A 19,830-nucleotide genomic window follows, 5' to 3' on the forward strand; every position below is an offset into this window, starting at 1 on the left:
CAACCAGTACCGCCCGCACGAATCGTTGGGTGGCCTCCCGCCGGTGCAATTCATGCCTCGGCTAACCTTCGCTCCGATCGTCTATCAACCAATGTCTACTTGACGGGGGTGCTTACGCTAGCACCATCGCGGCTGTTACAGAGTTGACAAATAACGCACTCACTTTGGCCGACCTGAAGCGATTCGGAGTAGAAGCCGCCAATTGCGAAGCGTTTGGCAATTGCGATGAAGTACGGGAGAAGTTTCGAAAGCTAGAGCAATTAAGGTGTCAGACTGCATTTTTGAAAGATGTAGTCTGAGCTAGCCCGGGTTTTCCGGACACCCGAAGAAGTAGACAATACTTGAAGGAGGTGTCCCATGGATAAATCCAAACCCGAAGCCAAGCCGAGCGATGCCAAGCGCCAGTACCACAGCCGAGAATTCAAAATCGAGGCAGTGCGGCAGTTGGAGGAAGGCAAGATCAGCGGTACGCAGCTGGCACTGATGCTGGGCGTGAAGCGCTCGATTATCTACCGATGGAAGAAAGAGCTGGCAATGCACGGGCCAGACGTTTCGTTTCCAGGCAAAGGCAAAACGCGTACCGACGAGCAGACCGAGATCCAACGCCTCAAGCGTCAGCTTGCCGAGGTCACCGAAGAGCGCGACATCCTAAAAAAGGCGGCAGCGTACTTTGCGCGGGAACTGCCGTGAGGTACGCCTTTGTGCAGGCTCATCAGCAGCAGTTCCGAGTCGCTCGGCTATGCCGGGCGTTGCAGGTCAGCCGCAGCGGTTACTACGAGTGGCTATGTCGCGAGCCGTGTGCAAGACAGCAAGAAGACGCTAAGTTACTGGCGGCGATCGAGCAAACGCATAGGGCTTATCGGCAAGCGTACGGTGCCGAGAAGACTTGGCGCGCGCTCAATGCCAGTGGTGTGGCTTGCGGCAAACATCGCGTCGCACGCTTGCGCCGCCAGGCGGGCATCGAGGCACTGCGTAAGCAACGGTTCCGCAGACTGGAGAAACACTCGCTACTCGGGCCGGCACCGAACCGCCTGGAACGACGGTTCACGGTGCACTGCCCCAACAAAGTCTGGGTGGGCGACATCACGGTGGTATCGACGAGAACAGGCTGGCTGTATCTCGCGGTACTGCTGGATCTTTACTCGCGCTCAGTAGTCGGTTGGAGCATGTCAGACAAGCGAGACCGAAGTCTAGTTATCCAGGCATTGTTGATGGCCATGACCAGGCGCAAGCCGCAACCGGGACTGATGCATCACAGCGATCGAGGCGCTCAATACAGTTCGACCGAGTATCGTGCAATGCTGACAGGTAACGGCATTACCATCAGCATGAGCGCCAAAGGCGATCCCTACGATAATGCCGTGGCAGAGAGCTTCTTTAGCAACCTCAAGAACGAATTAACGCACCACCAAGTCTTCCATAACAGGGAGCACGCACGGCTGGCGATCTTCAACTATATCGAGGTCTTCTACAACTGCCAGCGAATCCACCAGGGGCTAGGTTATCGAACCCCTGCTCAGGTCGAGGCCGCAGTGCCTTAACCAAACTGTCCGGGAAATCCGGGTTAGCCCAGTCTGCATTTTGAAAGATGTAGTCGGACACCTTTTTTCATTTTTATTTCTCAATGGAAGGTTGATGCGTTGTCGACAAGGTTTTTATTCAATAGGCTGTGAATAGGTAAGGTGCGAACGGGGTCGGGACCATCACCTCGCCCGCAATTCCCACACAGCATCGTCACCCCAAATCAAGCGATGGGTTGGCGCAATCGCTTCCAAAAACGCCGTATCGTGCGACACCGCTACCATCGCACCGGGATACTGCCTTAGCGCTTGCTCCAGCGCCTCCGCTGACGTGATATCCAGATGGTTCGTGGGTTCATCCAGCAGCAGTAATTGTGCGGGCTGCTTTCGCCACAATGCACAAGCCAGGGCGGCTTTGACGCGTTCACCGCCGCTCAAGGTTTCTGCAGGGGCATCGACCAGGGCTGGGCCCAACCCCAGCAACGCCAGGCGGCTGCGTAGCTCGCCTTCGGGCAGGGATGCGCCCAGCGTTTCCAGCGTCGTCAATAAGGACTGGCCCAGCGGTAAACCCGCGGCACGCTGATCCAGCATTGCAGTGGGTACACGCACGTCGCACGTTCCTTGTTTGGCGTCGATCTCGCCAGCCAGCATCGACAACAGGGTGCTTTTTCCGCACCCATTCGGTCCGTGAACAGCCAGGCGAAAAGGGCCGCTCAGGCTAAGCGTCAATGCCTTTGCGTTTGCAGGGTAGGGAGGCACGGCGTCTTCCATGTGCAGCACGCGTCGCCCGCTTGGGACAACGGTTTCTGGCAGGGCTAGCGCCACACCCGGTGCCGCGAGCGCGCGCGCTGCGGCTTGCGTGACGGCATCTTCCAGCGCTGCGCTAGTTTGCTGTCGGCGCAGGCGTTCGCGGCCGGCATGGCCTTCGGCGTTCGCCTTTTTCATGCCCAGCAGGATGGGCGCCTGGTTGGAGGCGCGTGCCTGGCGGGCATTACGCGCGCTGCGTTGCAGCTGGGCGTCGTGTTGTTGCCGCAACGCGCGCAGGCCGGCTGCGCGTTCGTTGCGGGCATGCGCCAGTGCGGCGTCGGCGGCGGCGGCTTGCAGGTCACGTTGGGTGCGATAGGCGCTGTAATTGCCGGCATGGCCGGTGAGCGTGCCACGGTCCAATTCGACGATGTGTTGCATGGCGTTCAGCAAGGTGCGGTCGTGGCTGACGACAATCAGGCCGCCGCGCCACGTGCTGATTTTTTCCATGAGCCAGCCGCGCGCCCGCGCATCCAGATGGTTGCTGGGTTCGTCCAACAGCAGACCGTCTGCACCTTGCAGCAGGGCGCCTGCAAGTGCGACACGGGTCAATTTGCCGCCGCTTGCGGCACGGGCGGGATGGTCTGGCGCCCAGGCCGGCAGGCCCGCGTCGTCAAGCATTCGGGCCCAGTCGTCTTGAATCCGCCAATGGCCATCGGCCAAATCGAAATCCGCTGGATTGGTGCTTCCGGCTTCGATGTTGGACAAGGCGACCAGAATGTCGCCTATGCCAGCCACCTCGGCCAACGTGGCGCCGGGCTCATGGGTATGGGTCTGCGCCACGTAGGCGATACGCCCGAGGCGCGCGACACGGCCTGACTGCGCGGACAGGCTGCCTTGCAATATGCGCAACAGCACGGACTTGCCTGTGCCGTTGCGCCCGATCAACCCGTGGCGCGCCACGGCAAAGTCATGGCTGACGGCGTCCAGCAGGACGCGGCCATCGGGCAGCGCGTAGCTGAGGTGGTGCAGGTTGATGAAAGAGGCAGCCGCGGATGGCTGAGACTGCGCCTGGGCTGGCGCGAACGAAGACTGGGCCATGGAAAGCTCTCCGGGTCGGTGAGACGCCTTGTCCGCGTGATGCGGCAAGGAGGATCAGGAGGAGGGCTTAAAGAATCATGGCCGGTCGGGGCTCCGCGATGGGGAAGAATGGAGAGTTCGAGCCGGACGGCTCGGGAAAGTTCCCATTATGGCCCGGCTTGCGGTCCGACGCAGGCAGGCCACGATTGGGGGGGAGGGCATCAGCCCTCCAGCATCCTGAGGTCGGGCGGCCGGTTCTCGATGATGGCCTCCATGGCAAAGAACCCGGTTACCGTCGACAACTCGAAATCGGTGATCAGCTTCTGGTAGAACCGGTCATAGCCCGCCATGCCGCGGCAGACCACCTTGATCAGGTAATCCCAGTCCCCGCCGATGCGATAGAACTCGGTGACCTCTGGCAGGCGTTCAACGTGCTGGCGGAAGCCGTCGGCCCAGGCCTTGGCGTGGTGGCTGGTGCGGATCATCACAAATACCGTCAAGTCGAGGCCCAGCGCCACCAGGCTGACCTCGGCCCGCGTGCCGCGGATGATGCCGCAGGCATTCAAGCGCTGCAGCCTGCGCCAGCAGGCGTTCTGCGATAAACCCACCCGATCCGCCAGCTCGCGCTGGGACAGCGCGCCGTCTTTTTGCAGGCAGCTGATGATACTAAGATCAAGTTTATCTATTTTTTCCATTTCTTCAATCATATGATCTGTTTTGGTGTGTTTTGCGCAAAATATAGGTGATGTTTCTTCCTGTTGTTCCATCGTATGATATTTCGGTACTTACCGGAACCCGCATCATCATGAATACGCCCGTCGCGACCCGCCCCGCCAAGCCCAGCCTCCTGCAGCAGTTCCAAGACAGCCTGAAAGCCGGGGATGCCGCGGCGGCGCTCGCCGAAGGGCTCATCGGCAAGGACGCCGTCATCGAAGGCCCGTTCGGCGTCAAACCGCTGGTCTACGCCGACTATGTCGCGTCGGGCCGCGCCCTCATGCAGGTCGAGCGCTTCGTCCTTGAACAAGTGCTTCCGTACTACGCCAACTCGCACACCGAAGCTTCCTTTTGCGGCGGATTCATTACGCGACTGCGCCGCGAAGCGCGTGCTGTGGTCGGCCGGTGTTGCGGCGCGAGCGACGCGCATGCGGTGATTTTTGCCGGCTCTGGCGCAACCGCAGGCATCAACCGGCTGGTGCACCTGTTCGGCGTGCACGCGGCTATCGCGGCCGGCCGCAAGGTCCGCGTGATCATCGGCCCGTACGAACACCACTCGAACATCCTGCCCTGGCGCGAATGCGGCGCCGACATCATCGAATTGCCCGAAAGCCCCGAAGGCGGACCCAGCCTCGCCGAATTGGCTGCCGCTTTGGAAGCGCCCGACGGCACGCTCGTAGTCTGCGCCTTGTCGGCCGCCTCGAACGTGACCGGCATTGTGGCCGACGTCCCCGCCATCACGCGGTTGGTGAAGCGGTCGGGCGCAAAAATGCTGTGGGACTACGCGGGCGGCGCGCCATACCTGCCCATCCAGATGTCGCCGGCGGCCGATGCGCAGATCGATGCCATCGTGTTCTCGCCGCACAAGTTCATCGGCGGCCCGGGCGCATCCGGCGTGCTGATCGTGCGGCACGACGCCGTGGCCGAGACCGCGCCCACGTGGCCGGGCGGCGGCACCGTTAAATTCGTGTCCCCTGCCGGCCACGATTACAGCGGCAGCCTGGAATCCCGTGAAGAAGCGGGCACCCCCAACGTGGTCGGCGACATCCGCGCCGCGCTGGTCCTGCTGGTCAAGGAAGCCATGGGCGCTGAATTCATGCGGCAACGCAACGCCCACTTCGTGCAGCGGGCGCTTGCCGCCTGGCGCGGTGCAGAACACCTGGAACTGCTGGGGTCGCTGACGGCGAACCGTCTGCCGATCTTTTCCTTCCGCGTGCGCAACGGCAAGGGCGGCTTCGTGCATCAGCAACTGGTGACCCGCATGCTGAGCGACCGGTTCGGCATCCAGGCCCGCGGCGGCTGCGCGTGCGCCGGGCCCTATGTGCATCGCCTGCTGGATATCGACGAGGCCCAGTCGCAACAGATGCGCCAAGCCATTCTTGATGGCCGCGAAATCGAAAAACCCGGGTTCATCCGATTGAATTTCAGTGCGCTGCTGTCCGATGCCAAGGCGGACTTCATCCTGGAATCGGTGCTGGCGCTGGCCGCGGACGCCGCGGATTTCGAAGACCAGTATGGCTTCGATCCCAGCCGTGCCATCTTCTTCCCGAAAAGCGCAGAGCTGGCCGTCGCGGCCTGATCAGTCTTTCATCTGCGGGCCACAGGTCCGGATCCAGGCAGCCTTCAGATCGGTCAGGTCGTCGGACGCCCGGGTCAGCGTCTTGACCACCTGATCCGAAAAGGCCGCGCCCTGGCGGCGGCAGGCCTCGAAGTCATCGCTGAGCGCAAAACGCGCATCCAGCAAATCCAGGCGGCCTTGGCACAGGTCGCGATTCAACTGCAGATCGTTGGACGCCTCGCGCGTGCGCTGGATGTCTTGCGCGCGCTTGATGCTGGCCAGCCCGGCGTCGATCCGGGCCACGCAGTCGTCTGCGGCTTGCGCGGATGCGCCCGCGAAGGCGGCGATGATCAGGAGGGCGGCCAGGGGCCGGCGGTGCAATGCTGCCATACGGTAAGACCTTGGTATTGCGCTGAAGATGCTCCGCATCATAACTGCTGCGAAATCGCGTCCGGCATGTTGCGGCGCGGGCGTTGCCACTGCATGGAAAACCAGTATGGCAAATCGCCTGAACACGTCTACCATCGCTAACAGGTCAACGATCCCGAAGATCCAATCCGGCAAGGAAATTGGACGCGCATCCGGCTGAAGTTCTGTTTTATCAACACGTTATGTTGGAGATGAAAGAGAATGGCGAACACGCTCATCAAAGTCGATCTGGAACAGTCCCCGTACGAGAACAAGCAGATCCATAACCGATGGCATCCCGACATCCCGATGGCGGTGTGGGTCAAGCCCGGTGACGATTTCGTGCTGGAAACCTACGACTGGACCGGTGGTGCAATCAAGAACGACGACAGTGCCGACGACGTGCGCGACGTGGACTTGTCCACGGTGCATTTCCTGTCGGGCCCGGTGGGCGTGGAAGGCGCCGAACCCGGCGACCTGCTGATTGTCGATCTGCTGGACATCGGCGCCAAGCCCGACAGCCTCTGGGGGTTCAACGGGTTCTTCAGCCGCAACAATGGCGGCGGTTTTCTGACCGAACATTTTCCGCATGCGCAGAAATCCATCTGGGATTTCCACGGCATGTTCACATCGTCGCGCCATATTCCGGGCGTGAATTTCGCCGGCCTGATCCATCCGGGACTGATCGGCTGCCTGCCCGACAAGAAGCTGCTGGACACCTGGAACCGGCGAGAGCAGGCGCTGATCGATACCAATCCCAACCGTGTGCCGCCGCTGGCGAATCCGCCGGCGCCCAAGACGGCGCATATGGGCGCGTTGCAAGGCGCCGAACGCGACAAGGCCGCAGGCGAGGGCGCGCGCACGGTGCCGCCGCGCGAACACGGCGGCAACTGCGACATCAAGGACTTGTCGCGCGGCGCACGCGTTTTCTTCCCGGTCTACGTGAAGGGCGGCGGGCTGTCTGTGGGTGACCTGCATTTCTCGCAAGGTGATGGCGAGATCACCTTCTGCGGCGCCATCGAAATGGCGGGCTGGGTGCACATGCGTGTGACGCTGATCAAGGGCGGCATGGAGAAGTACGCCATCAAGAACCCCATCTTCAAGCCCAGCCCGATTACGCCCGCCTACAAGGACTACCTGATCTTCGAAGGTATCTCGGTGGACGAAACCGGCAAGCAGCATTACCTGGACGTGAACGTGGCGTACCGGCAGGCGTGCCTGAACGCCATCGAATACCTGAAGAAATTCGGCTATTCGGGCGCCCAGGCCTATTCGCTGCTGGGCTGCGCGCCGGTGCAGGGGCATATCAGCGGGGTGGTCGATATTCCCAACTCGTGCGCGACGCTGTGGCTGCCGACCGAGATCTTCGACTTCGATATCCAGCCTTCGGCATCTGGGCCCGTCAAGCACATCAAGGGCGGGGTGGACATGCCGCTGTCGCGCGACCGCTAGGAGAGCCAACGATGCCCATGTATGACTACGCCTGCGCGGATTGCGGTGAATTCACGGCCTTGCGGCCGCTGGCGCAATGGCGCGATCCGGCGGGTTGCCCGCAATGCGGCGCGATGTCCGGCCGCATCATCGGCGGGGCGCCGGCGATTTCGGCGCTGTCGTCCGCCGTGAATCGGGCGCGCGCCACCAATGAGCGCAGCGCGAATGAGCCGCGCAGTTCCCGAGCGGGCCACGGGATGAACTGCGGATGTTGTTCCGGCGGACGAGCTTCCGGCAAGACGCGCACCACGGCTGATGGCGCGAAGTCCTTCGCGGGCGCAAGGCCCTGGATGATCAGCCACTAGGCAGGCGGGGGCACCGCAAGCAAAGGGCCGGATTGTCCGGCCCTTTTTCGTTGGTGATCGGGGGATGGGTGAAGCGCTTCAAGCCTCCAGCGGCGCGACCGCGGCGCCCTGGATCTTGTGCCGCGCCAGCGCCTCGGCGACGAAGCCGGACTTCTTCATGGCTTCGACAAAGGCGGCCAGATAGGCACTGGCCTTGTCGCCGCGGCTCTTGGGCACGCCCATCGCCTGGCGGATCAGCATGAAGTGGCCGTCCAGCAGGCGTAGCCCGCCCAGGCGTTGCGCGTCGCCTTCCAGTTGCTGTTTGACGCCTGCCGCCACTTCCATGTTCTCTTTCATGAACGTGTCCACGACGGCGGGAGACGTGGGCGCGCGGAAAATCTCGGCCTGTTTCAGTTCGCGCGTCAGGTACAGGTCGTAGGCGCTGCCTTTGCCGACCACCACGCGCAGGCCCTTGCTGTCGACTTGGTCCATCGCGGTGATGGGCGAATCCTGGCGCACCAGATAGGCACCTTCGATCACGACGTACGGCGCGGTGAAAGCGATTTGCTCGCCGCGCAGCGGGTCAATGGCGAAAAAGCCCACGTCCGCCTGTTCGGCGGCCACGGCGTTCACGGTTTCTCCGGCGGACTTGAACACCACCAGCTCCAGCTTCACGTCCAGGCGTCGCGCCAGTTCCGTGGCCAGGTCCACCGACACGCCGCCGGGCTGGCCGGTGGCGGGATCGGTGTTGGCCAGGATAGGGTTGCCCAGGTTGATGGACGCGCGCAACGTCCCGGTGGGGGCGAAGGCGGAGAGCAGCTCGTGGTCGGTCTTCATGGCTTCCTTGGGGTGGGGGCCGCGCCGCCGGGCGCAGGCGATTCCAGAAGAATAGCCGGAAGCCCGGGGCTTGCGCGATGCCTTATTGCGCGCGCCGCAGCACGTAATGCGGGGCGAGCGGGCCGGTCGGGCGCGTGCCGTCGCGATACAGCATGGTCACCTGGTTTTCGCCGACGAAGTAGCGCTGGCTGTCGCCGGATGCGTCCAGCCGGATGGTGCTGCCGTCCGACTCCCAACTGAACGTGCCGGAGACGATCTCGGGTTGCGGTTCGCGGTCCAGGTATTGGGTCTGGCGCTCGTAGCGGTCGCCCTTCATCAAGGTCAGCCGGGTCTTGATGCCGGGGCAGTCGGCGCAGGGCAGGGTGCCGTCGTAGCTGCCGGGCCAGTCCAGCGCATTGCGTGCAGTGTGTCCGTCGGCCGGGGTATCGCGGGCGTCATGGGACTTGAACGGGGCGCAGCCGGCAAGCAGGGCAAGGCTCAGGGTGCAGGTCAGGGTGGTTTTCATCATGGCGAGCTCCTGTGGGGAATACGGGTCCACGATACGGACAGTAACGGTGGCATGCTGAAACGGGATGTAAAGCGCGGCGGAAATCTGCGCTACGCTTGACCTCTTCCCCCGCCGCAACGGCACTGAATCCCGAGCCATCATGACGAAAGCGAAAGGCGAACATCACTACACCGTCACGGTGAACTGGACCGGCAATACCGGTACGGGCACCTCCAGCTACGCGGCCTACTCGCGCAACCACGTGATTCAGGCCGAAGGCAAGCCCGACGTGCCCGGCTCGTCGGACCCAGCGTTTCGCGGCGACCCAGCGCGCTGGAACCCGGAAGACATGCTGGTGGCCTCGCTGTCTGCCTGCCACAAGCTCTGGTATCTGCATTTTTGCGCGGTCGAAGGCATTACGGTGGAGGCCTACCGGGACGAGGCGCAGGGCATCATGGCCGAGGATCCGGCACGCGGCGGCGCGTTCACCCGCGTCACCTTGCGCCCCGAGGTCACGATCCGCGCGGGCGACGACGCGGCGCTGGCCGCCGAATTGCACGACCGCGCGCATCACTTCTGCTTTATCGCGAATTCCGTGAATTTTCCCGTGCGTTGCGAGCCCCGCATCGTGTTCGCACGATGAGCGCGGTTTGCGGCAAGACCACGATCTGGGGCCGGCGCAGTTCTTTCAATGTGCAGAAGGGCCGACGAGCTGGGCCTGGACTATGAACATGTGCCGGCGGGCGGCCGGTTCGGCCAGCTGGACACGCCGGCGTTTCTGGCCATGAATCCGCACGGCAAGGTGCATCCGCCGTTGCCGCACGTGCGCGCCTGGTACGACCAGCTTCAAGCGCGGCCGGCGTATCGCCAGCATGTGATGGTGCCGTTCGGCGAGTTGCGTGGCCGGCTGGAATTTTGACCGGTAGGGTGGGGTAGACTTCCCCGCACTCTCTGAACGTGGATAGCCATGACAACCGCTTTGATCGTAATTGACGTGCAGCGCGCCTTGTTTGAATCGTCGCCGCCGCCTGCGGACGCCGCCGACGTGTTGGCCCGCATCAATGACCTGACTGGCCGTGCGCGCGACGCCGGCGTGCCGGTGATCTATGTGCAGCACGAGAGCCCCGGTACGGCGATGGCGCATGGGCAACCCGGCTGGGAACTCGACACGCGCCTCGTGCCGTCGCCCGCGGACGCCCGGGTGCGCAAGACGACACCCGATTCGTTCCAGGGCACGACTTTGGGCCAGACCTTGGCCGCTTCGGGGGTGACCGAGCTGGTCGTGTGCGGCTACGCCACGGAATTCTGCGTGGACACCACCGTGCGCCGCGCGGCAGGTCTGGGGCTGCCGGTCACGCTGGCCGCCGATGCCCACACCACGCAAGACAAGGCACACGCGCCCGGTGCGCAGATCCGAGCGCATCACAACGCCACGCTGTCCGCGATCGCGAGCTTCGGCGTGAAGATCGCAGCCGTGCCGGCCGCCGAGATCGTTTTTTCCGCCTCCGCGCCCCGCTGAAGCGGCGCCCCAATACCGATGGATCCTGAACTCCTCAACCTGCTCGTCACGCGGGACATGCCTTTCGGCAAGTACAAAGGGCGGCTGATCGCCGACCTGCCCGGCCCGTATCTGGCCTGGTTCGCGCGCAAGGGGTTTCCGCCGGGTGAGCTGGGCCGGCTGCTGGCCTTGATGCATGAACTGGACCACAACGGCCTGTCGTCCTTGCTGGCGCCGTTGCGCAAGTCGCGGCCCGCTGCACCCAAGCCCTAGCGCCCGAAACGGCGGGAAACAACTCCGGCCGCTGCTGTAGCGTCTTGGCACGTTACCCGCCGGCGGGGGGCGCTACGATAAGGCGGTTCGCCCGGGGCGGGCCACCGCGTCTGCGCCCCAGGGCGATTGCTTATACGAAGAGAGGTCGCCATGAAGAAACACACCCTTTCCGCCTTCCTGTTTGCCGCCTTGTGCGCGGCGGGCGCCGCGCAGGCGCAGAACGCCCCGCCGGCCACGCAGGAATACCAATATCCCAGCTTGCCTTCCAAGGACGGCAGCCAGTCGCCGCCTTCCACCCTGCGCATGACGGTCACGCCGGCGCCGGGCGCGGCGCCTGCCGTCATTCGGGACACTGCGGAAAGCCAGGCCCAGTACGTGCGTTGCCGCGAGGTCTCGGACCGCGCCGCGGTGTCGAACGCGCAGATGCAGGCCGGCGTGGCGCAGTGCCTGAAAGAGCTGGAGCAACGCCGCCAGCAGTAAGGGCTGCGCCGGGCGGCAGGCAGGGCCGGCTTTCCGTTCTGGTCAAACGGTAATAATATTCAATCTCATCAACTCTGCCCGCCCGCGATCCGCGGCCGCCTTCCTGACCGTGCCCGCGACCCGCCCCGATCTTGACTGGACCGTCTCCGCCGCCACGCCCGCGATGTCGTTGGCGGGCGGCACACTGTGCTTCGGCCAGGCCGAGCGGGTGCATGAACACCTGGACCCCGGGCTGAAACTCGTGCTGGTGCTGGACGGCGACCTGCGCTACAGCGTGCGTGGGGCGCCGGCCACGCAGGTCAGCGGACCATCGTTGCACATGAGCCTGTGCCAGGACGCGATGGGCATGGAACACGAGTTCGGCGCCGGCAGAGCGCTGCGGTTTGTGTCCCTGCGCACCGGCCTGGACCAATTGCGCGGCGCCTTTGCCATGGAACCCGCAGAATTGTGCGCGCTGCTGCAGGCTCCGCGCGGCGGCCTGCCTTATGCCGATGCGAACCTGCGCGTGAACCATGCGCTGCTGGCGCTGGGCCACCAGATGCTGGCCTGCCCGATGCAGGGGGCGCTCAAGCGCATGTACCTTTCTGCCAAGGCGCTGGAACTGGCCGCGTTGGCGTTCAACGCCTTGCTGCCCGTGCGGGCAAACACCCCGGAAAGCGGTCTGTCGCGCGGCGACGTCGAACGGCTGCATCACGCCCGCGATCTGCTGCTGGCGGATCTGCAGGACCCGCCCTCGCTGCCCGAATTGGCCCGGCGGGTGGGCGTCAATGTGAACAAGCTGACGACAGGGTTCCGCAAGCTGTTCGGCCAAAGCGTCTACGCCTTTGTGCGCGAATGCCGCATGGAGCAAGCGCACGCCTTGCTGGCCGCCGGCGCGTTGACCGTATCCGAGGCGGCCTACGCATGCGGCTACACCGATTCGCACTTCACCAAGGCCTTCCAGCGCCGCTACGGCGTGCTGCCCAGCAGCCTCGTGGCCCGCAACTGATACCCGGTCTGGCAGCCCTTCCGCAGGGATACTTCCGCAATCGCCAGTGAAACTTCCGAAATCGCCAGCGGGCAGATCGCCTCGTCTCTAGAATTATTTGAGAATAATTCTCAATAATGAATGAAGAGGAACGGCGGTGCGTAAACAGGTGAAAACACGGGCGGCCAGACCGCGGCAGGGCATGGCGCGCGTTGGGCATTGGCCGCTCTGGCTGGCGGTGGCCGCAGGGCCGGCGATGGCGGAGGATGCGCCATCGCTGCCGGCGGTGACGGTAAGCGGCGAAGGCGTGGCGCAGGAGGCGCCCACGGTGGCCAAGCTGCCGCTGACCGTGCGCGAAATCCCGCAGTCCGTCACGGTGATCGGACAGGAGCAGATGCGTGAGCAGAACCTGCAAAGTCTGGACGACGTGATGCAGCATGCCACCGGCATCACGGTGCAGCCTTATCAGATGCTGACCACGGCGTACTACGCCCGCGGCTTCAAGGTGGATTCGTTCGAACAGGACGGGGTGCCGGTGCTGATGGGCAATATGGCCGCGTCGCCGCAAGACATGGCGGTGTACGAACGCGTCGAGATCCTGCGCGGCGCGAATGGCCTGATGCATGGCGCGGGCAATCCGGCCGCCACGGTAAACCTGGTGCGCAAGCGGCCGCAGCGCGAGTTCTCGTTCAATGGTTCGGTCAGCGCCGGAAGCTGGGACCGCTATCGGGCCGAAGCCGATCTGGGCGGCCCCTTGAACGACAGCGGCAGCGTACGCGGGCGCATCGTCAGCGCGGTCGAGGACCGCGGCTATTTCTACGATGTGGCCGACCAGCAATCGGCGTTGCTGTACGCCATCGGTGAGGTGGACCTGGGGCCGCAGACCGTGCTGTCGGCCGGTGTGCAGACCCAGCGCATCCGCTCCACGACCAACATGGCGGGCGTGCCGCGCTACAAGGACGGCGGCGATATCGGTTTGTCGCGGTCCACGTATCTGGATGCCGCCTGGGACCGCTTCAACTGGGACACGACCCGGGTGTTCGCCGACCTGGAACACCGCTTTGGCGACGGATGGACCACCAAGGTCAGCGCCAACTACCTGACCGCCGACAGCAACCTGAAGTACGCCGGCGCGTATGGCGCCATCGACCGTCAGACCGGCCTGGGTTCCCGCCTGATGGGCGGCGCCTACAAGTTCGACAACACGCAGGCCAGCGTAGATGCCTATGTCAGCGGCCCAATCCAATTGTTCGGCCGCCGCCATGAACTGCTGTTGGGCGGCAATGCGCAACGCACCACGTCCGAGCAATACACCGGCCAATTCACTCCGGCGTTGAACGTGCCGGTGAATGTGTTCGACTGGGACCCGCATGGCGTGCCGGAACCGGGCGTCGGCCCGTACGCGTCGCCGGGCGAAACGCGCTTGAAGCAGCAGGGCGTCTACGGCATGGGCCGCTTTTCGCTGGCCGATCCGGTCACCCTGGTGCTGGGCGGGCGCATGAGCTGGTGGAACCAGACGGCGCCGGGCGCGCGGCAACAGATCGATCCCGAATTCACGCCCTACGGCGGCCTGATCGTGGACCTGAACTCGCAATGGTCGCTCTACGGCAGCTATGCGCAAGTGTTCCAGCCGCAAAGCCAGTTGACGCGCGAAGGCAAGCCGCTGGATCCCGTCACCGGCACCAACTATGAAGCCGGCGTGAAGGGCGAACTGGCGGACGGGGCGCTGAACGTGTCGCTGGCGGTGTTCCAGATCCAGCAGAAGGACCGCGCGATGCAAGATCCCGACTGGCCTTGTGTGGGCAACAACTGCTACTACGTCCAAGGGGGCGAAGTGCGCAGCCGCGGCATCGAAGCCGAGGCCAACGGGCAGATCACGCCCAACTGGTCGGTGGCCGGCGGCTACACCTTCAACACCAGCAAATACGTGAAAGATCCCATCTCGAACGGGCAGCCGTTCGCAAGCTTCACGCCCAAGCACATCTTCCGCGTCTGGACGAACTATGCACTGCCCGTGCTGGACCGGCGCCTGAGCGTGGGCGGCGGTGTGCAGATGCAGTCCGGGTATTCGACGGTGTCGGGTCCCGTGACCCTGCGCCAGGGCGGCGTCACGCTGGTGGACTTGCGCGCAGCGTATCGCGTGGACAAGCACGTGACGGTGGCGTTGAACCTGAACAACGTCTTCGACCGTGGCTACTACCAAAGCCTGTCGGGCACGTCCTGGAACAACCGCTACGGCGAACCGCGCAACGCGATGCTGACGCTGCGCGCGCAGTACTGACCGCCAGCTCCGGGCTGGCGTGCAAGCCGCGCCAGCCCGCTTCACTTACCGGGAGTTTTCATAATGAATACCGAAGAAGCCCTTTTGCCGGGGGCCGTTTTTGACTGGCTCGACCACTTCATGGCGCTGGGCCAGGGCGGCGGCATGCGCCAGGTGGGCAAGCTTCGACGCCTGTCGCCGCAAGACGGCTGGCTGGTCGGCATCAAGGCCGTGGCAAACGATGCCGACGTGCATGGCGATGTCTGGGAACGCCATCCCGCTGGCGACGAAATGCTGTGCGTGCTGGAAGGGCGAGTGGTGCTGACCCTGATGGAAGACGACGGCGGGCAAACCGACGTGCCGCTGGACCACCGCCAGGGCACCGTGGTGCCGCGCGGCGTGTGGCACCGGCTGCACGTGGCCTGTCCTGGAAAGATCCTGTTCGTGACGCCGGGGCACGGCAGCGAACACCGCCGCGTGGCGGCATCCCCCCAATAGGAAACCTTGACCGTGAATCGATTGGCAAACGGGCGCTTGTTCATCATGATCGCCGCCCTGTATTTTTCCCAAGGCATCCCGCTGGGCGTAGCGATGGAAGCATTACCCACGCTGCTTCGCCGCGACGGCGCGGGGCTGGGCGCCCTGGCCTGGCTGCCGCTGGTGGGCTTGCCGTGGGTGCTGAAGTTCCTGTGGGCGCCGCAGGTCGACAACCGCTGGCGGCCGTCCGCGGGCCGCCGCCGCAGCTGGATCGTGCCGATGCAGTCCATCGTGCTGACCTGCATGGCGGGCGTGGCGTTGCTGGGTATTTCGTCCGCCAGCGCCGCCTGGGTCGTGGGGTTGATGGCCGCGGCGTCCTTGGCCAGCGCCACGCAGGACATCGCCACCGACGGCTTGACGGCCGAACGCTTCGAAGGCCAGGCGCTGGCGCGCGCCAACGCCGTGCAGGTGGGCGGAACGATGGTGGGTTTCTTCTTTGGCGGCCCGGGCGCGCTGATCATGGCGGGCTACATCGGGCAGGGTGGGGCGCTGGCCGTGTTGACGGCGGTCGTGGCGTTCAGCCTGCTGATGGCCGCGACCTGGCGCGAGACCCCGCTCGACGGCTGGGAGTCGGCTGCGCCGCGCCAGCGCGCCTCGCTCGCGGGCTTCGTGCGCCGTCGTGGCGCGTGGGCGCTGGCCGTGGCGGCCTTCCTGTCGGCGATGACGGCAGTGGCGGGCTACGGCCTGTCCAAGCTGTATCTGGTGGACGCCGGCTGGGAGCTTGATGCAGTCGGGCGCATCGGCATGGCCGGCGGCATGGTCACCGTGCTGCTGGGGTGCGGCGGGGGCGCCTGGCTGATCGGAAAGCTGGGTGCGCGCAAGGTGCTGGCGCTGGGGCTGGCCGCATCCGGCGCCGCCGCGCTGGCCTGGATGGCGCAGGCCCAAGGCTGGACGTCCGTCCGGCCAGGCATGGCCTTCGCGGCGCAAGGCCTGGGGTCGTTCGGGGCAGGCGCGGAGTCGGTCGCGTTGATGACGCTGGCGATGCGCTTTGCCCGGCAGGGGCGGCAATCGGGCACGGACATGACGGCGGTGCAGAGCGCGCGCGACCTGGGCGAAATCCTGACGTCGTCGATGATGACGGGCCTGGCCGCCCAGGTCGGCTATGGGGGCGGCTTTGCCAGCGGGGTGGCGGTAGCGGCCGTCACATTGCTGTTTACGGCTACGGCCTTGCGGCGCGCGGCGCCGGCTTGAACGCGACGGTGCCCGGGGCGGGCGGGTCAGGCCACCGAGCGTGGCGCCTGCCCGCTGGCGGCGAAGCGAGTACACTTGTCCGCCGTTTTGCTATAAGCCCCAGAATTCTCCATGATTTCCTCCGCATGCGGCGTCGACTTCGGTACGTCCAACTCCACCGTAGGCTGGAGCCGCCCCGACCAACGCGCGCTCCTCGCCCTGGAAGACGGCAAGACCACCTTGCCGTCGGCCATCTTTTTCCATGACGAAGACGCCGAGGTCAGCTATGGCCGCGCCGCCATTTCCGACTACCTGGCCGGGTACGACGGGCGCTTGATGCGCTCGATGAAAAGCCTCTTGGGCAGTTCGCTGATCGACGGTTCGACGGAAGTGCAGGGGCGTTCGATCCCGTTTCGCGTCCTCTTGACCCGATTCATCGCGGAATTGAAACGGCGCGCCGAAACTGCCGCGGGGCGCGATTTCACGCGCGCCGTGCTGGGGCGGCCCGTCTTCTTCGTGGACGACAATTCCGCTGCCGACCAGACCGCCCAGGACACCTTGGGCGAGATCGCGCGCAGCGTGGGGTTCACCGACATCGAATTCCAGTTTGAACCGCTGGCCGCCGCATTCGACTATGAATCGCAGATCGACCGCGAAGAGCTGGTGCTGGTCATCGACATCGGCGGCGGCACGTCCGACTTTTCGCTGATCCGCCTGGGGCCGGACCGTGCCGGCAAGGCCGACCGCCGCGACGACATCCTGGCCTATGGCGGCGTGCATATCGGCGGGGTGGATTTCGACAAGCAACTGAGCCTGGCGCACGTCATGCCCTTGCTGGGCTTGGGCAGCCAGCTGCGCAGCGGCAAGGACGTGCCGTCCACGCAGTACGGTAATCTGGCCTGCTGGCATACCATCAATCAGGCTTATACGCGCAAGGCGGCCGAGCATTTCGCCTACATCCGCGCCGAAGCCGGCGATCGCGAGAAGATCGACCTGCTGCTGAACTTGGTGAAGCAGCGCGCGGGCCATTGGGTGGCGGTGCAGGTGGAAGAGGCCAAGATCGCGTTGTCGGAATCGCCGTCGGCCCGCATCGACCTGTCGCGCATCGCGCCGGAACTGGGCGTGGACGTGACGCGTCCGTCGTTCGATGCCTGCGTGGGCCGCCTGATCGAAAAGGTCGAGACCACCGTGGGCGCGCTGCTGCGCGACGCCGGCGTGTCCACGGCCGATGTGGATACGGCGTTCTTCACCGGCGGTTCCAGCCGCGTGCCGCGCCTGCGTGAAACCGTGTCGGCGCTGGTGCCGGGTGCACGCAGCGTTGAAGGCGACCTGTTCGGCAGCATCGGCGCCGGCCTGGCGCTGGACGCCCGCCGCAAGTTCGACTGACCACGTTGGAACGGCCCGCCGCTTAAGTCGCCAGCATCGCGGGCACACGCGCCGCCAGCGCATCGATGGCCGTGCGAGTCTTGGCTGGCAGGTAGCGGGCCTGTGGCCAGACCGCGTGCACTTCCTGGGCTGCCATCCGGTCACCATGCATCAGGACGTCCAATTCGCCCGTGCGCACGTAGTGGGTGAGCATCCAGCACGGCAGCCAGGCGATCCCTGCGCCCGCGATCGCGGCGTCCGCAATGGCTTGCAGGTCGTCCAGCCGCAGCCGCGGCTGCACCCGCAACTGGATGACCTGGCCTTCCGCATCCTTCACCTCCCACCCGCGCTCCGCCCCGCCATGCGAGTAGATGATGCCGGTGTGCTGCTTCAGTTCGTCGATGGTCGTCGGGCGCCCATGCGCCCGGATGTAGGCGGGAGAGGCGCCGATGCCCATGGTCTGCATCCCCAGCCTGCGCGCCGCCAGGCTGGCGCTGTCGGGCAAGGCGCCCACGCGGATGCCCAGATCGTAGCCTTCCTCGATCAGGTCGACCACGCGGTCATTGAATGAGATGTCCAGCTGGAGTTGCGGGTGGCGCATGGCCAGCTCTCGCAGGACCGGGGCGACGCAGTGCCGGCCGAACACGAGCGGCGCGCTGACCCGCAAGCGTCCTTGGGGTTCGCGGCGGCCGCTGTCGAGTTCGGCTTCGCCAAGCTGCAGTTCGGCCAGGGCGCGGATGCAGCGGTCGTAGTAGGCCTGGCCGTCGTCGGTCAGGCTTTGCTGGCGTGTCGTGCGATGGAACAGCCGGACGCCCAGGCGCGCCTCCAGCCGCGCGACCGATTTGCCCACCGCGGACCGCGTGAGGTTCAGGCGATCGGCCGCCAGCGCGAAGCTGCCGGCCTCCACAGCCTGCACGAAGACTTCGATGCCGCTCAGCCTGTCATGGTTGCCCGTCGTGGCCATGCTGCCCTTCCTGTCTGTATTGGTTCTTTATGGGAACCATTGAAAATAATATAGGTTGACATTGTTGAACTGAATTCCGCATATCTTATCGGTACCCGGCCGCGCTGTCATCGGCAGCCGACGCGGCCAGTCTTGAAACCGAACAGGAGTACACCATGCAGGCCTATACCGTCATCAGCGGCAAAGACATCGCGTCCCTCACGCGTATTACGCGCGAACCCCAGGCGCTGGGGCCGCACGATGTGCGTGTGCGCATCAATGCGGTATCGCTGAACTTTCGCGACCTGATGGTGGTGCGTGGCGACTATCTGCAGGGCGCCTCCGACCCCGTCATTCCGGCCTCGGACGCCGCAGGCGAAGTGATCGAGGTCGGCAAGGCCGTGACGCGCTTCGCGCCGGGCGACCGCGTGATGGGCTCGTTTTTCCCCGATTGGATCGATGGCGACGTCACGCCGGCCACGACGCGCATCGCCCCGGGCGCTGCGACGGACGGCGTGCTGTCCACTGAACGCGTCTTCGCCGAGTCCGCGTTGGCGGCCACGCCGCCTTCGTTGACCGACGAGCAGGCCTCGACCCTGCCTTGCGCGGCGGTCACCGCCTGGAACGCGCTGTTTGTCGCGGGCGGCGCCAAAGCAGGGCAGACGGCGTTGTTCCTGGGGACGGGGGGCGTGTCGGTCTGGGGCCTGCAACTGGCGAAGGCGGCGGGCCTGCGCGCCATCATCACGTCCTCCAGCGCGGGCAAGCTGGAGCGGGCCCGGGCCATGGGCGCCGATGGCCTCATCAACTATCGCGATACGCCTGAATGGCAGGACGAGGCCTTGCGCCTGACCGCCGGCGAGGGCGCGCACGTCGTGTTGGAAGTGGGCGGTGAAGGCACGCTGGCGCGCTCCGTGGCGGCGGCGCGCATGGGCGGGACCATCGCGGTGATCGGCGGCGTCAGCGGGTTCGCGGCCGTGCCGGTGGCGCCCTTGGCGTTGATTGCCGGCAGCAAACGCTTGCAAGGCATTTTTGTCGGCAGCCGCAGGATGCTGGAGGACGTGGCGCGCTTCGTGGAAGTGGCGGGCATCGTGCCCGTCATCGACCGGGTATTTGGTTTCGATGAAGTCCCCGCCGCATTTGAACACCTGGCATCCGGCGGCCATTTCGGCAAGGTCGTCATCCGGGTCGCCAAGTAGGCCAGGGCAGGGCGCGCA

Annotated in this window: 22 protein-coding genes; 16 read left to right on the forward strand and 6 right to left on the reverse strand. The window is 65.0% G+C overall.

What is annotated here, in order from left to right:
- Positions 1 to 357 precede the first annotated feature (357 nt).
- Positions 358 to 690, forward strand: a complete 333-nt coding sequence (locus tag CEY09_RS19465; protein ID WP_088589930.1) for a transposase — start codon at positions 358 to 360, stop codon at positions 688 to 690.
- Positions 687 to 1,541, forward strand: a complete 855-nt coding sequence (locus CEY09_RS19470; protein WP_158218679.1) for an IS3 family transposase — start codon at positions 687 to 689, stop codon at positions 1,539 to 1,541. The genes CEY09_RS19465 and CEY09_RS19470 overlap by 4 nt, the downstream gene beginning before the upstream one ends.
- A gap of 162 nt (positions 1,542 to 1,703) precedes the next feature.
- Here the strand turns inward: CEY09_RS19470 and CEY09_RS19475 are convergent, their stop codons facing one another.
- Both CEY09_RS19475 and CEY09_RS19480 read right to left on the reverse strand, forming a co-directional pair.
- Complete coding sequence (locus CEY09_RS19475) at positions 1,704 to 3,365, reverse strand: ABC-F family ATP-binding cassette domain-containing protein (protein ID WP_088589932.1); 1,662 nt, start codon at positions 3,363 to 3,365, stop codon at positions 1,704 to 1,706.
- A 200-nt stretch (positions 3,366 to 3,565) separates the two neighbouring features.
- Entirely contained in the window at positions 3,566 to 4,051 is a 486-nt protein-coding gene (locus CEY09_RS19480; protein ID WP_088589933.1) for an Lrp/AsnC family transcriptional regulator, read from the reverse strand.
- A 98-nt stretch (positions 4,052 to 4,149) separates the two neighbouring features.
- Here CEY09_RS19480 and CEY09_RS19485 point away from each other — a divergent pair, with 98 nt between their 5' ends.
- On the forward strand, positions 4,150 to 5,637 hold the full coding sequence (locus CEY09_RS19485) for an aminotransferase class V-fold PLP-dependent enzyme (protein ID WP_088589934.1): 1,488 nt from the start codon (positions 4,150 to 4,152) through the stop codon (positions 5,635 to 5,637).
- Here the strand turns inward: CEY09_RS19485 and CEY09_RS19490 are convergent, their stop codons facing one another.
- Positions 5,638 to 6,006 (reverse strand): hypothetical protein, encoded by a 369-nt coding sequence (locus CEY09_RS19490; RefSeq protein WP_088589935.1) that lies wholly within the window; start codon positions 6,004 to 6,006, stop codon positions 5,638 to 5,640. It lies immediately after the preceding gene.
- Positions 6,007 to 6,246: 240 nt separating this feature from the next.
- Between CEY09_RS19490 and fmdA the strand changes: the two genes are divergently transcribed.
- Together fmdA and CEY09_RS19500 are read left to right on the forward strand one after the other, a co-directional pair.
- Positions 6,247 to 7,476: a formamidase gene (fmdA, locus tag CEY09_RS19495; RefSeq protein ID WP_088589936.1), complete on the forward strand. Its 1,230-nt coding sequence runs from the start codon at positions 6,247 to 6,249 to the stop codon at positions 7,474 to 7,476.
- Between the two features lie 11 nt (positions 7,477 to 7,487).
- Positions 7,488 to 7,820 carry an FmdB family zinc ribbon protein gene (locus tag CEY09_RS19500; RefSeq protein ID WP_088589937.1) on the forward strand — a complete coding sequence of 111 codons (333 nt, stop codon included), beginning with the start codon at positions 7,488 to 7,490 and terminating at the stop codon, positions 7,818 to 7,820.
- 78 nt (positions 7,821 to 7,898) lie between these two features.
- Here CEY09_RS19500 and CEY09_RS19505 read toward each other — a convergent pair whose 3' ends face one another.
- Together CEY09_RS19505 and CEY09_RS19510 are read right to left on the reverse strand one after the other, a co-directional pair.
- Complete coding sequence (locus CEY09_RS19505) at positions 7,899 to 8,636, reverse strand: ABC transporter substrate-binding protein (protein ID WP_088589938.1); 738 nt, start codon at positions 8,634 to 8,636, stop codon at positions 7,899 to 7,901.
- 82 nt (positions 8,637 to 8,718) lie between these two features.
- On the reverse strand, positions 8,719 to 9,144 hold the full coding sequence (locus CEY09_RS19510; protein WP_006225365.1) for a copper resistance protein NlpE: 426 nt from the start codon (positions 9,142 to 9,144) through the stop codon (positions 8,719 to 8,721).
- Positions 9,145 to 9,283: 139 nt separating this feature from the next.
- Here CEY09_RS19510 and CEY09_RS19515 point away from each other — a divergent pair, with 139 nt between their 5' ends.
- The 10 genes from CEY09_RS19515 to CEY09_RS19560 all read left to right on the forward strand — a co-directional run bounded on the left by CEY09_RS19515 (position 9,284) and on the right by CEY09_RS19560 (position 17,694).
- Positions 9,284 to 9,766: an OsmC family protein gene (locus tag CEY09_RS19515; protein WP_088589939.1), complete on the forward strand. Its 483-nt coding sequence runs from the start codon at positions 9,284 to 9,286 to the stop codon at positions 9,764 to 9,766.
- A gap of 48 nt (positions 9,767 to 9,814) precedes the next feature.
- A complete protein-coding gene (locus CEY09_RS19520; protein ID WP_377785552.1) occupies positions 9,815 to 10,042 on the forward strand; it encodes a thioredoxin domain-containing protein in 228 nt (75 codons plus the stop codon).
- Positions 10,043 to 10,090: 48 nt separating this feature from the next.
- Positions 10,091 to 10,642: a cysteine hydrolase family protein gene (locus tag CEY09_RS19525; protein WP_088589940.1), complete on the forward strand. Its 552-nt coding sequence runs from the start codon at positions 10,091 to 10,093 to the stop codon at positions 10,640 to 10,642.
- Positions 10,643 to 10,660: 18 nt separating this feature from the next.
- Positions 10,661 to 10,894, forward strand: a complete 234-nt coding sequence (locus CEY09_RS19530; RefSeq protein WP_006225369.1) for a DUF3820 family protein — start codon at positions 10,661 to 10,663, stop codon at positions 10,892 to 10,894.
- Between the two features lie 150 nt (positions 10,895 to 11,044).
- On the forward strand, positions 11,045 to 11,374 hold the full coding sequence (locus CEY09_RS19535; protein WP_006225370.1) for a hypothetical protein: 330 nt from the start codon (positions 11,045 to 11,047) through the stop codon (positions 11,372 to 11,374).
- A 109-nt stretch (positions 11,375 to 11,483) separates the two neighbouring features.
- The gene (locus tag CEY09_RS19540; RefSeq protein WP_234818349.1) at positions 11,484 to 12,362 is read left to right on the forward strand and encodes a helix-turn-helix transcriptional regulator; all 879 of its coding nucleotides are present in this window, start codon (positions 11,484 to 11,486) and stop codon (positions 12,360 to 12,362) included.
- A gap of 181 nt (positions 12,363 to 12,543) precedes the next feature.
- Positions 12,544 to 14,622, forward strand: coding sequence for a TonB-dependent siderophore receptor (locus CEY09_RS19545; RefSeq protein ID WP_088589942.1), 2,079 nt, complete (start codon positions 12,544 to 12,546; stop codon positions 14,620 to 14,622).
- A 63-nt stretch (positions 14,623 to 14,685) separates the two neighbouring features.
- Positions 14,686 to 15,099 (forward strand): cupin domain-containing protein, encoded by a 414-nt coding sequence (locus tag CEY09_RS19550; protein ID WP_088589943.1) that lies wholly within the window; start codon positions 14,686 to 14,688, stop codon positions 15,097 to 15,099.
- A 45-nt stretch (positions 15,100 to 15,144) separates the two neighbouring features.
- Positions 15,145 to 16,329, forward strand: a complete 1,185-nt coding sequence (locus tag CEY09_RS19555; protein ID WP_088590117.1) for a RhtX/FptX family siderophore transporter — start codon at positions 15,145 to 15,147, stop codon at positions 16,327 to 16,329.
- Between the two features lie 111 nt (positions 16,330 to 16,440).
- Positions 16,441 to 17,694, forward strand: coding sequence for an Hsp70 family protein (locus CEY09_RS19560; protein ID WP_088589944.1), 1,254 nt, complete (start codon positions 16,441 to 16,443; stop codon positions 17,692 to 17,694).
- A gap of 22 nt (positions 17,695 to 17,716) precedes the next feature.
- Here the strand turns inward: CEY09_RS19560 and CEY09_RS19565 are convergent, their stop codons facing one another.
- Positions 17,717 to 18,637, reverse strand: coding sequence for a LysR family transcriptional regulator (locus CEY09_RS19565; RefSeq protein WP_088589945.1), 921 nt, complete (start codon positions 18,635 to 18,637; stop codon positions 17,717 to 17,719).
- 155 nt (positions 18,638 to 18,792) lie between these two features.
- Between CEY09_RS19565 and CEY09_RS19570 the strand changes: the two genes are divergently transcribed.
- Positions 18,793 to 19,812 (forward strand): zinc-dependent alcohol dehydrogenase family protein, encoded by a 1,020-nt coding sequence (locus CEY09_RS19570; RefSeq protein WP_088589946.1) that lies wholly within the window; start codon positions 18,793 to 18,795, stop codon positions 19,810 to 19,812.
- Positions 19,813 to 19,830: the final 18 nt, after the last annotated feature.

The sequence above is a fragment of the Achromobacter marplatensis genome, from assembly GCF_002209535.1.
Lineage (GTDB): Bacteria > Pseudomonadota > Gammaproteobacteria > Burkholderiales > Burkholderiaceae_B > Achromobacter > Achromobacter marplatensis.

Bases quoted from the DNA above. Each gene is read 5' to 3' on its own strand.
- CEY09_RS19505 (WP_088589938.1), bottom strand. From the start codon at position 8,636: ATGAAGACCGACCACGAGCTGCTCTCCGCCTTCGCCCCCACCGGGACG.
- CEY09_RS19515 (WP_088589939.1), top strand. From the start codon at position 9,284: ATGACGAAAGCGAAAGGCGAACATCACTACACCGTCACGGTGAACTGG.
- CEY09_RS19555 (WP_088590117.1), top strand. From the start codon at position 15,145: ATGATCGCCGCCCTGTATTTTTCCCAAGGCATCCCGCTGGGCGTAGCG.
- CEY09_RS19480 (WP_088589933.1), bottom strand. From the start codon at position 4,051: ATGATTGAAGAAATGGAAAAAATAGATAAACTTGATCTTAGTATCATC.
- CEY09_RS19570 (WP_088589946.1), top strand. From the start codon at position 18,793: ATGCAGGCCTATACCGTCATCAGCGGCAAAGACATCGCGTCCCTCACG.
- fmdA (WP_088589936.1), top strand. From the start codon at position 6,247: ATGGCGAACACGCTCATCAAAGTCGATCTGGAACAGTCCCCGTACGAG.
- CEY09_RS19560 (WP_088589944.1), top strand. From the start codon at position 16,441: ATGATTTCCTCCGCATGCGGCGTCGACTTCGGTACGTCCAACTCCACC.
- CEY09_RS19530 (WP_006225369.1), top strand. From the start codon at position 10,661: ATGGATCCTGAACTCCTCAACCTGCTCGTCACGCGGGACATGCCTTTC.
- CEY09_RS19565 (WP_088589945.1), bottom strand. From the start codon at position 18,637: ATGGCCACGACGGGCAACCATGACAGGCTGAGCGGCATCGAAGTCTTC.
- CEY09_RS19475 (WP_088589932.1), bottom strand. From the start codon at position 3,365: ATGGCCCAGTCTTCGTTCGCGCCAGCCCAGGCGCAGTCTCAGCCATCC.
- CEY09_RS19520 (WP_377785552.1), top strand. From the start codon at position 9,815: ATGTGCAGAAGGGCCGACGAGCTGGGCCTGGACTATGAACATGTGCCG.
- CEY09_RS19545 (WP_088589942.1), top strand. From the start codon at position 12,544: ATGGCGCGCGTTGGGCATTGGCCGCTCTGGCTGGCGGTGGCCGCAGGG.
- CEY09_RS19485 (WP_088589934.1), top strand. From the start codon at position 4,150: ATGAATACGCCCGTCGCGACCCGCCCCGCCAAGCCCAGCCTCCTGCAG.
- CEY09_RS19525 (WP_088589940.1), top strand. From the start codon at position 10,091: ATGACAACCGCTTTGATCGTAATTGACGTGCAGCGCGCCTTGTTTGAA.
- CEY09_RS19465 (WP_088589930.1), top strand. From the start codon at position 358: ATGGATAAATCCAAACCCGAAGCCAAGCCGAGCGATGCCAAGCGCCAG.
- CEY09_RS19535 (WP_006225370.1), top strand. From the start codon at position 11,045: ATGAAGAAACACACCCTTTCCGCCTTCCTGTTTGCCGCCTTGTGCGCG.
- CEY09_RS19550 (WP_088589943.1), top strand. From the start codon at position 14,686: ATGAATACCGAAGAAGCCCTTTTGCCGGGGGCCGTTTTTGACTGGCTC.
- CEY09_RS19510 (WP_006225365.1), bottom strand. From the start codon at position 9,144: ATGATGAAAACCACCCTGACCTGCACCCTGAGCCTTGCCCTGCTTGCC.
- CEY09_RS19490 (WP_088589935.1), bottom strand. From the start codon at position 6,006: ATGGCAGCATTGCACCGCCGGCCCCTGGCCGCCCTCCTGATCATCGCC.
- CEY09_RS19500 (WP_088589937.1), top strand. From the start codon at position 7,488: ATGCCCATGTATGACTACGCCTGCGCGGATTGCGGTGAATTCACGGCC.